Genomic DNA, 9,560 nt, shown 5'->3' with positions numbered 1-9,560 from the left:
GTAGACGGGGAGACCGTGCGTGTTCCACAACATGAAATCTCGATTACCGATAACATCGTATATTACGACGGTAAAATGTATGGCTTTGATGGCAAATCTTTTTATCTAGTTTCTGGTGACCGTCCAATTACACCACCAACAGATGAACTCCCTTTAGAACCAACACCTCCAGGTCACGGTCATCACACTGTGTCAGTTGATATTAACGATGGCTATGTTGAAATCACGGTAAATGGCAGATCCCAAACGACTGACTACACAGCAGAGGCTGATGATCGTGGTGTGGTTCACATCAAAGATCGTCATGGAAATATTGTGGGTGAAGGCTACATAGATGAAGTAAATGGAACAGTCACTTTTGGGAACGGTATTGTTGTAAATGACCGAGGTGATGTAACACTTCCTCCAGCGGTTAAAAACAACGTAAAAGACAGAGTGCAATCTATCGACCCAACCAAGCTACAAAAAGCTAAATCAGCAATTCAACAGCGTTTGCGCGGTTAATCTAAAACCAAGTTAAATCCTCTCACCCGATAATAGTGAACGCTATTATCGGGTGTTTTTACTCACTAGCTAAGGAAAGCGATTCGGAATTTGAATATGAAACGCCTTCTATTAATACTTGCTTTGACTTTCCCTTTTTACTCGTCTGCAAATGACACCCTTATTGAATCTATTGAGCGTTTTACAGATATCTTTTCCGTCAGCTTATCTCAAAGCCCAGACAATGATAAGACAGTCGCCACACTTGATATAAACTATCAAATCAATGATAAATTGCGTGTTTTTGGAGAGGTTGATACTCAAGACTATTGGCAAGCAGGGTTGGGATATTCATTCTGGCAAGGGGACACGTACTACACTGAAAACACCGTAAAAGTCAGCGAACATGAGATCACAACAGGCATTTTTGTTGCTAAGTTGATTCATGAAAATTGGACACTGCTTGGCGATATCAACTACAACTATATGGACAGAGATTTCGATGCTTGTCTTCCAAACTTATGCATGGAATATAAAACCTCTGACACATTCGATTATAGTGCAGGCGCTCTGTGGAGCCCGATTCAATATGCTGACTTTCTTTACAAATTCAACCAAGAAATCGGATTCAAAAAAGATACCCAAGACTTTTATATTAAAGATGAGACTACTACGAGATCTAGACATATCAGAAATGAAACTAGGACCAACATTCATTATCACGAAGTAGCTGTATTCTTTAACTTGAAGTACGTAAAACCGTCCGTTACCTATACCATATACCCTGAAACCAAAAACTATGTGGAATTCGGTTTAGCCTTCGATTTCTAGCCATTTAATAACTGTTTAAGCTCATCTCGTAACTCTTGATGTTGCCCATTAGTTTGATACTTCTTGTGATAGAAAAACTCAAACTCCACGGGACGCATTGAGAATGGAGGCTCATGAATTTGTAAGCCAATGATTTTTGCTAAATGGATCATGCTAACCGGAACAGCTGCAATATAGTCAGTCCCTTTTACCGCCAATATCAAGTTAGTGATGTTTCTTACTTCGATAGCAACATCACGAGTAAAGCTCTTTTCGGAAAGAAAGTCGACTATTTGAGTATCTTGGCGAAGTAACTTCAAGGTTACATGCCGTGCTTCAAGAAACTCATCCATCGAAATCTTCTCACCAAATTGACTGTTTTCAGGATCACTCATAAGAAGCAATCTATCAGTAGTTGCAAATTCAGACGCTAAACTTGACTGTTTAGGTAAACCAGTATCGACCACTAAATCTACTCGATTGAGTCGGATATCCTCGACAACATTCTCTACAGAAATTGGGGATTCAACTAACTGAACACCATTGAGCATGGGCATTTTGTGGAGCAGATTCGCAGGCATATAAACCGTAAAATCACGCTTTCTTGATACTGCACCTTCCATCAACTCTAAAGCATCAGATAATTGACCAGCCAGTTTGTGAGACATTGACGTTGGTTCTATTGAACGCCCTACTCTTACGAACAACGCATAGCCTACCACCGCTTCAAACCTCTTGATTGCAGCACTAACCGCAGGTTGAGTTAGCTCTAACGATTCAGCAGCTTTGGTTATCGATCTTTGTTGATATACAGAGAGGAATGGCTTTACTAAATTGAGATCAAACACGCTTTACTCCATCAAAACGGTGTACTCTTAGTGTAACAAAAAAGCCGAATGCTAGAAGCAATTCGGCTTTAATATTATCCAACAATGTTATGTAGAACTGTCGCTATTAGTGCTCGCGCGTCGCTCGGAATTGAACTTCAGGGAAACGTTCAGAAGCTAGGTTCAAGTTCACCATAGTTGGTGCGATGTAAGACAGGTTGTCACCGCCATCTAGCGCTAGGTTAGATTGGTTCTTACGTTTGAACTCTTCCAGTTTCTTAGCGTCGTCACACTCAACCCAGCGAGCTGTTGCAACGTTAACACCTTCGTAGATAGCTTCTACGTTGTATTCCGCTTTCAAGCGCGCTACAACCACGTCGAACTGAAGGACACCAACCGCACCAACGATCAGGTCGTTGTTCTGCATAGGACGGAATACTTGTACTGCGCCCTCTTCTGAAAGCTGAACTAATCCTTTTAGAAGTTGCTTCTGCTTCAGTGGATCGCGTAGACGGATACGACGGAATAGCTCAGGTGCGAAGTTAGGAATACCAGCGAACTTAAGGCTCTCACCTTGAGTAAAGGTATCACCAATCTGGATAGTACCGTGGTTATGTAGACCGATAATATCACCCGCGTATGCTTTTTCAGCACGTGCACGGTCACCCGCCATAAAGGTTACCGCATCAGAGATACTTACACTCTTGCCTGTACGAACATGGTTCATCTTCATACCTTGGTTGTAAGTACCCGAAACGATACGCATGAATGCGATACGGTCACGGTGTTTAGGGTCCATGTTTGCTTGAATCTTAAATACGAAACCAGAGAACTTCTCTTCTGTCGCTTCAACATCACGCTCGTTCGCTTGACGCGTTTGAGGTGCTGGAGCCCATTTCGTTAGACCATCAAGCATGTGGTCAACACCAAAGTTACCCAATGCAGTACCGAAGTAAACCGGCGTTAGTTCACCCGCTAGGAATAATTCATGGTCAAACTCAGGACAAGCACCGATAACAAGCTCTAGCTCTTCACGTACGCTTTCCGCAAGATCAGCACCTACTGCTTCATCTAGCTCAGGGTTATCTAGACCTTTGATGATACGAACTTCTTGGATCTCGTGGCCGTGGCCAGATTCATACAAGATCGTTTCATCACGGTGAATGTGGTAAACACCTTTAAACTCTTTACCGCAACCAATTGGCCATGAGATTGGAGCACAAGCCATACCTAGCTCGCTCTCTACTTCATCAAGCACTTCCATTGGGTCACGAACGTCACGGTCAAGTTTGTTCATAAACGTTACGATTGGCGTATCACGCAGACGTGTTACTTCCATTAGTTTACGAGTACGATCCTCGACACCTTTCGCAGCATCGATAACCATCAAACATGAATCAACCGCTGTTAGCGTACGGTACGTATCTTCCGAGAAATCTTCGTGTCCTGGAGTATCTAGTAGGTTTACTAGGCAATCATTGTATGGGAATTGCATTACCGACGTAGTTACCGAGATACCACGTTCTTTTTCCATCTCCATCCAGTCAGATTTAGCGTGCTGGTTAGAGCCACGGCCTTTTACGGTACCCGCTTTTTGAATCGCGTTTCCGAATAAAAGAACTTTTTCAGTAATCGTGGTTTTACCCGCATCCGGGTGAGAGATAATCGCAAACGTTCTACGTTTGCTCACTTCTTGTTGGAAAGACATAGTCGCCCTTTGCTGATCTAAAGCGTAAAAAGGGCAAGTAGATAATACTTGCCCTTGAATTCTGTGTGCGGATTATACAGAAAGCGTATCACTTTCTAAAGGGTCAGTTTACACCCTATTTTTTGGCTAATTTTGTGATTAGCTATCTAGTTAGCGAAAAGACGTAACATGACTAGCTAAAAGACATAAAAAGATAGCTCATAATGATGGCATCTTCGTTGCCTTGTTTAGTTGGATAGTAATTACGACGGCGATCAACTTCGTTGAAGCCTGCCTTTTCGTAAAGATTAAACGCGTTCACATTACTTTCGCGAACTTCCAGCCAAGCGCTTTCAGCATCAGCTTGTTCACATATATCAAGGAAATGTTCAGTTAGTGCCTTACCATAACCTTTGCCTTGCTTGCTTGGGTCTACCGCAATATTAAGCAGCGTCACTTCACCAACAATATTTTGAGCGAAGAAATAGCCCACCACTTGTCCATCAACTTCAAGGACATGATGACAAGCGCCTCGGCTATCAAGATCTCGGATCATATTTTCAGACCAAGGGTGAGAATGCGCGGCCTGCTCTATCTTCCAAATGGCGTCTAGGTGTTGTTGTGAAGTCGGTAAAAATTGATTAGTCATAAGCACAAATTTGTTGCCATAAGTCGCGGCGGTGTTGGTTGTTACCGTTAATGTCAGACAGTAATGGCGATTGAAGTGTTTTAGCCTTCAGATCTTGAGCCGACTCACAACCAGCAAACCATATCCACTCAACCGAACCTAAATCCACAGTAGACAAGTGTTGCGGTTGAAGGTGTAAAGCCTGAGATAAGTCGAGCTTGATACTTTTGAGTACTCGCTCAAACATCACGGCGAGATCTTCCTGAGGTTTTTCAGGCGAAACCAACAGTAACTTGCAATCGCTCGAGAGCGGAGTCAATTCAGATTCATAACCTGCTAAACGCTCTGGGTGACTTAGTTCCCATTGGCTAATGCCCATCTCATGTAGGTATTGCGCGTGTGTTTGTGACATATCTAGCGGTAGTAACCTTAAGTTTATTGGAGCCAAAGTTTATTGAAACCAGAAGTTTGTTAGAACTAGTTTTGTGAAAGCTGCCTCTATTGAAAGAGCGCTTATTAGAGCAGGGCTGATACTAACAAAAAATAAAGGAGCATCAAGCTCCTTTATTTAGACTAAATCAGTTTGTATCTTGTTGCGTGATAAATCAGCTTATAAGTCGTTGAACTCGGGGCTGTAAGCAATCTCACCAGCATGTCCAGCAAACGCACCGTTTACCAATTCAATCGCTTGGAAAGCACCTTCAGGCACATCCCAAACACAACTCAGGCCAAACTCGCTCGCAGCCTTGAAACCAAAGCGGCTGTAATAAGCAGGGTCACCCAACACAACGCAAGCTGGGTAACCAAAATCAACCAAAGTGGAAAACGCATCTTCAACTAGAGATTTGGCAATGCCTTGGTTGCGGAACTCTTCTTTCACAGCGAGAGGCGCAAGCCCTTGCCAGTTATGATCGTCGCCATCAAGAGTGATAGGGCTAAACATCAGGTGACCAACCACCTCGCCTTCATCAGAACAAGCCACCAGCGATAGCGTTAAATGGCTATTCTCACGCAAGCTCATAACCAAGTTAGCTTCTGCATCTGTTTCAAAAACAGATTTCAATAAACGATCAATGACAAGTATATCTGCCGGTGCTTCAGTTCGAATAAGCATTCATTACCTCACTTTGTGTATCTGGGGATTGTACTCCCTTCTGCACAAAATCAGCTAATTGATTTAACAAAGTTTTCATAGGAGTCGGCAATAAGTCCAAATCTACGCTATCCATCAAGTTTTTAACTTCTAAACCGAGCTCGGTATCGCCTTCAATAGACAGTCTACGTTGGAAGAAAAGCGTATCTGGGTCTTCTTTACGCCCCGCAATCAACACAAGATCGTTAAGATTGCCGCTAAAGCTTACATCTTCAACCACCTCTTTATCAGCTACAACCAGTTGCTCATTTTTGTAGCTAATACACCAACTTAACCCCATGTCTTTTATTGAGACTTTCAGCCATTTGTCTTCTAAAAACTCAAAGTCACCGTCCTCTAAAGCTTCCTTGAATACATTCTTAAGCGCCTCCAATAAGGCTCTTTTTTGTACTGTTTTAGGCAATAACTGGACTGGAGATCGCAAAATTGATGCGGCATTTTGAACTAGTTGAGTGCGAATCTTGTTTATCACGTGACTTATCCGTAACTTTGTCAATAATATGGAATGCATCATAGATGATGTTGAGATCTCAGTTACTGTTATGTATCAAATTAACTTCTGTTTGATACTCGACCTTTAATATCCTGAAAATCACAGTTATAGTAACTCAGGTAATGAGAATTACAGCGGATCGCTGCACTCACAGGTAAATATCGATAGCCACACAAAAAGTAATAAATATTTATCGATAGTGAATATTCAAGCTCTTGGAGAATTGGTAGTACTTTGATGCCTCCCCAACAACTACAACATTGGTTTACCCAGCTAACTGCAAATAGTCCGTTCTTTTTTGCAGTACTTGATGCTCAACATAACTATTTTATGGTGAATGAGCGTTACTGCGATATTGCTGGTTTGAGTCAACCAGAGCTTGCAGGCATGAATGATCGCCAAACATTGGGCGAACAGTTCTACCAACATCTCAAGCCTTACTATGAGCGTGCATTCAGTGGCGAAACGATTGAGGCCGAAGTCACCCTCAACGAAACAGACCTCGATACCAGCCTTCATTTCAGCCTATCTCCGCTTACCAATGGCAACAAAACCGACTACATCGTCTTTCACGCCTTCGACACATCAGAAAACCAAGTACTTGTCCGTTCTTTAGAAGAATCCGAAGCCAAATTCCACAAACTATCTCAACTACTCCCTGACGGATTACTGCTCGTTGAAAGTGACTATATCTTGTCATCCAACCCAGCGGCAGCGCGCCTGCTTGGCTTTAACTCAACCACAGAGTTAATTGGCGAACAGCTGGGACGCCTATTTATCGATGAACAAACCAAAACAGTCTTCAATAATAACCTCAGCTCTATTATTTCTGAGTCTGGTTTGGTTTGCTTAACGGGTGCGCGATGCGGCTTTGAACGTAAAGTTCAGCTCAACATCGACTCCACCACCGTTCTTGGAAGCAACACTCAGCTGGTGCTTATTCAAGACGCACAAGAAACCGCAAAACAATACACACCAGCAAACAGTGAAGATGCCTACATAGATGCACTGACCAAGCTCTACAACCGAGTTGGGTTTACTAAGCGTCTTGAGCAGTTCATTCACAATGATACGCCGGTGGTGATGCTCTACTTAGACATTGATAACTTTAAGAATATCAATGACTCACTTGGTCATCACATCGGTGACAAGGTGATTAAAGAGGTCGCTTCGCGTCTTAAACGCTTACTGCCTCGTAAGGCCGTGATTGGACATTTAGGCGGGGATGAGTTTGGTATTATCCTGCCAGAACCTGAACATCAGCGAACACCTGAAATGCTCGCTGAAAAGATCATATCTCTGATCAATCAACCCTTCGATCTTCACCACTTTAGCAAACGCTTAGCCTGCTCAATTGGTAGCGTGAGCTTTCCTCAAGATGGGACTGATGCTCGTATCTTGCTGCAAAATGCAGACACAGCAATGTATGAAGCCAAAGATCGTGGTCGCAACCGCCTGATCAAGTTCAACGAACAGATGAACAAAGAAGCGCGCATGCGACTGTGGCTTGAGATAGAGCTCCAAAAAGCACTGCAACAAAATGGACTTGAGGTTTGGTATCAACCGAAAGTGAATGCCCGTGATTTCACCATCAACGGCGCTGAAGCTCTGGTACGTTGGAAGCATCCTGTCGAAGGTTATATCAGTCCGGCCGCGTTCATTCCTGTGGCGGAACGAGCAGGGCTTATTGAACAACTTGGCCGAGTGGTAATGCGTGAAGTGTTTGCTACGGTTAAGCGCTGGAAGATGCAAGGTATCCTTCCAGGTCGTGTCGCGATCAACCTATCTCCAGAACAGTTTGGTAACCCAAAGCTGATTGATTATATGGAAAAATTGCTGCGTTCGACCGAGCTTGATCCAAGTGCGATTACGTTTGAGCTAACGGAAAGCGCGGTAATGAGTGATAGTGAACACACACTTCAAATGCTTAACGCCATCAAGAAACTTGGCTTTGCTCTCTCAATTGATGATTTCGGTACAGGTTACTCTTCACTGTCTTACCTTGCTCGCTTCCCAATTGATGAGCTTAAAATAGACCGTGCTTTCATCTCTGATATCGATACCCTACCAAAGCAAATTACCGTAATTGAAAACATCATCAACCTAGGTAAATCTCTCGATTTGACCGTGGTTGCAGAAGGTGTCGAAACCAGTGAGCAAGCGACTCTGCTGTCTAACCTCAACTGTAGTTCGATTCAAGGCTTCCACTTCTATCGTCCGCAACCAAAACAAGATGTCGAAGAGTTGTTTGCTCAAAACCGCCGTCATAAGAACTGATTAGACGATTCCAATACGCACCTCATTCAAAACCAAAGCAACACACAAAACTACCACTCGTCAGTACCTCAAACGGAGTAAAAGCAGATTTATCCATCTAAACCTGCCTTACATCAATTCCGTCATTCACAATTCTTCATAAAATGCTCGCTTCAACTTAATTCTACTGGTAGTGAGCAAATGGAACTCTTATGCCCAGCGGGTAACTTACCTGCTTTGAAAACCGCTATTGATTGTGGTGCGGATGCTGTCTATATCGGATTCAAAGACGATACCAATGCCCGACACTTTGCAGGCCTAAACTTTGCGGGTAAAAAGCTCGATCGTGCTGTGCAGTATGTGCATGACCACAACAAGAAAATTCACGTTGCCTTAAATACTTTTGCTCACCCAAATGGCTTCGAACGCTGGACAAATGCCGTAGACAACGCCGCAGCACTAGGTGTTGATGCGCTGATCATTGCTGATATCGCAGTGCTTGAGTACGCAGCAAACAAATATCCAGAACTAGAATTGCATCTATCGGTTCAAGCTTCTGCAACCAATGCGGCTGCAATCGACTTCTACCACAAGAACTTCAATGTAAAGCGTGTGGTATTGCCTCGCGTATTGTCAATTCATCAGGTCAAACAGCTTTCTCGTAACATCACCTCTGACGTTGATCTTGAAGTATTCGCTTTTGGTAGTTTGTGCATCATGGCAGAAGGCCGTTGCTACCTCTCTTCATATATGACCGGCGAATCACCCAATACCGTTGGTGCTTGTTCTCCAGCAAAATACGTTCGCTGGCAAGAAACAGAAACAGGCCTAGAGTCACGCTTGAATGAGATTCTTATCGACAAGTACGTAGCTGGCGAAAACGCGGGCTACCCAACGCTGTGTAAAGGCCGCTTTGAAGCAGAAATCGATGGTGAGCGTAAACGCTATCACGCACTTGAAGAGCCAACCAGCCTCAACACGCTGTCTATGTTGCCTGAGCTATTTGCTGCCAACGTTGCCTCAGTGAAAATTGAAGGTCGCCAACGTAGCCCTGCTTATGTCGAGCAAGTGACTCGTACTTGGCGCGCAGCTATCGACCGCTACTTAGCGAACCCAGAACAATACCAAGTGGAACAAGCTTGGAATGCGACACTGGCGAATGTATCTGAAGGTACACAAACCACGCTTGGCGCTTATCACCGTAAATGGCAATAGAGCCAAAT

General features: G+C 43.6%; 10 protein-coding genes. 4 read left to right on the top strand and 6 right to left on the bottom strand.

The annotated features are described in order from the left end of the window. Together AB4274_RS10645 and AB4274_RS10640 are read left to right on the top strand one after the other, a co-directional pair. Positions 1-504: hypothetical protein (locus tag AB4274_RS10645; RefSeq protein WP_372111985.1), on the top strand; the 504-nt coding region annotated here is incomplete at its 5' end. Positions 505-600: 96 nt separating this feature from the next. Further along, on the top strand, positions 601-1,314 hold the full coding sequence (locus tag AB4274_RS10640; protein WP_372111984.1) for a hypothetical protein: 714 nt from the start codon (positions 601-603) through the stop codon (positions 1,312-1,314). Here AB4274_RS10640 and AB4274_RS10635 read toward each other — a convergent pair. The 6 genes from AB4274_RS10635 to AB4274_RS10610 all read right to left on the bottom strand — a co-directional run bounded on the left by AB4274_RS10635 (position 1,311) and on the right by AB4274_RS10610 (position 6,060). Then, positions 1,311-2,141, bottom strand: a complete 831-nt coding sequence (locus AB4274_RS10635; RefSeq protein WP_372111982.1) for a LysR family transcriptional regulator — start codon at positions 2,139-2,141, stop codon at positions 1,311-1,313. The genes AB4274_RS10640 and AB4274_RS10635 overlap by 4 nt on opposite strands. Positions 2,142-2,247: 106 nt before the next feature. Next, entirely contained in the window at positions 2,248-3,828 is a 1,581-nt protein-coding gene (gene prfC, locus AB4274_RS10630; protein WP_017059244.1) for a peptide chain release factor 3, read from the bottom strand. A gap of 172 nt (positions 3,829-4,000) precedes the next feature. Next, positions 4,001-4,456 (bottom strand): ribosomal protein S18-alanine N-acetyltransferase, encoded by a 456-nt coding sequence (rimI, locus tag AB4274_RS10625; protein ID WP_017059243.1) that lies wholly within the window; start codon positions 4,454-4,456, stop codon positions 4,001-4,003. After that, positions 4,449-4,847, bottom strand: a complete 399-nt coding sequence (locus AB4274_RS10620) for a DNA polymerase III subunit psi (RefSeq protein WP_372111980.1) — start codon at positions 4,845-4,847, stop codon at positions 4,449-4,451. The genes rimI and AB4274_RS10620 overlap by 8 nt, the downstream gene beginning before the upstream one ends. A 198-nt stretch (positions 4,848-5,045) precedes the next feature. Continuing rightward, on the bottom strand, positions 5,046-5,549 hold the full coding sequence (locus AB4274_RS10615) for a GNAT family N-acetyltransferase (protein ID WP_017063279.1): 504 nt from the start codon (positions 5,547-5,549) through the stop codon (positions 5,046-5,048). Beyond that, positions 5,533-6,060 carry an SCP2 domain-containing protein gene (locus AB4274_RS10610; protein ID WP_029235120.1) on the bottom strand — a complete coding sequence of 176 codons (528 nt, stop codon included), beginning with the start codon at positions 6,058-6,060 and terminating at the stop codon, positions 5,533-5,535. The genes AB4274_RS10615 and AB4274_RS10610 overlap by 17 nt, the downstream gene beginning before the upstream one ends. Before the next feature lie 258 nt (positions 6,061-6,318). Here AB4274_RS10610 and AB4274_RS10605 point away from each other — a divergent pair, with 258 nt between their 5' ends. Both AB4274_RS10605 and AB4274_RS10600 read left to right on the top strand, forming a co-directional pair. Then, positions 6,319-8,358 carry a bifunctional diguanylate cyclase/phosphodiesterase gene (locus tag AB4274_RS10605; protein WP_017072096.1) on the top strand — a complete coding sequence of 680 codons (2,040 nt, stop codon included), beginning with the start codon at positions 6,319-6,321 and terminating at the stop codon, positions 8,356-8,358. Between the two features lie 180 nt (positions 8,359-8,538). Beyond that, on the top strand, positions 8,539-9,552 hold the full coding sequence (locus AB4274_RS10600; RefSeq protein WP_372083277.1) for a peptidase U32 family protein: 1,014 nt from the start codon (positions 8,539-8,541) through the stop codon (positions 9,550-9,552). Positions 9,553-9,560 lie beyond the last annotated feature (8 nt).

The organism is Vibrio sp. 10N.261.55.A10, from assembly GCF_041470825.1.
GTDB classification, from domain to species: Bacteria; Pseudomonadota; Gammaproteobacteria; order Enterobacterales; family Vibrionaceae; genus Vibrio; species Vibrio crassostreae_C.
Note: the sequence above shows the minus strand (reverse complement) of the source record. Positions and strands in the feature narration are given on the sequence as shown.

Excerpts from the sequence above, each read along its gene's own strand:
- AB4274_RS10640 (WP_372111984.1), top strand. The coding sequence starts at position 601 with ATGAAACGCCTTCTATTAATACTTGCTTTGACTTTCCCTTTTTACTCG.
- prfC (WP_017059244.1), bottom strand. The coding sequence starts at position 3,828 with ATGTCTTTCCAACAAGAAGTGAGCAAACGTAGAACGTTTGCGATTATC.
- rimI (WP_017059243.1), bottom strand. The coding sequence starts at position 4,456 with ATGACTAATCAATTTTTACCGACTTCACAACAACACCTAGACGCCATT.
- AB4274_RS10620 (WP_372111980.1), bottom strand. The coding sequence starts at position 4,847 with ATGTCACAAACACACGCGCAATACCTACATGAGATGGGCATTAGCCAA.
- AB4274_RS10615 (WP_017063279.1), bottom strand. The coding sequence starts at position 5,549 with ATGCTTATTCGAACTGAAGCACCGGCAGATATACTTGTCATTGATCGT.
- AB4274_RS10605 (WP_017072096.1), top strand. The coding sequence starts at position 6,319 with ATGCCTCCCCAACAACTACAACATTGGTTTACCCAGCTAACTGCAAAT.
- AB4274_RS10600 (WP_372083277.1), top strand. The coding sequence starts at position 8,539 with ATGGAACTCTTATGCCCAGCGGGTAACTTACCTGCTTTGAAAACCGCT.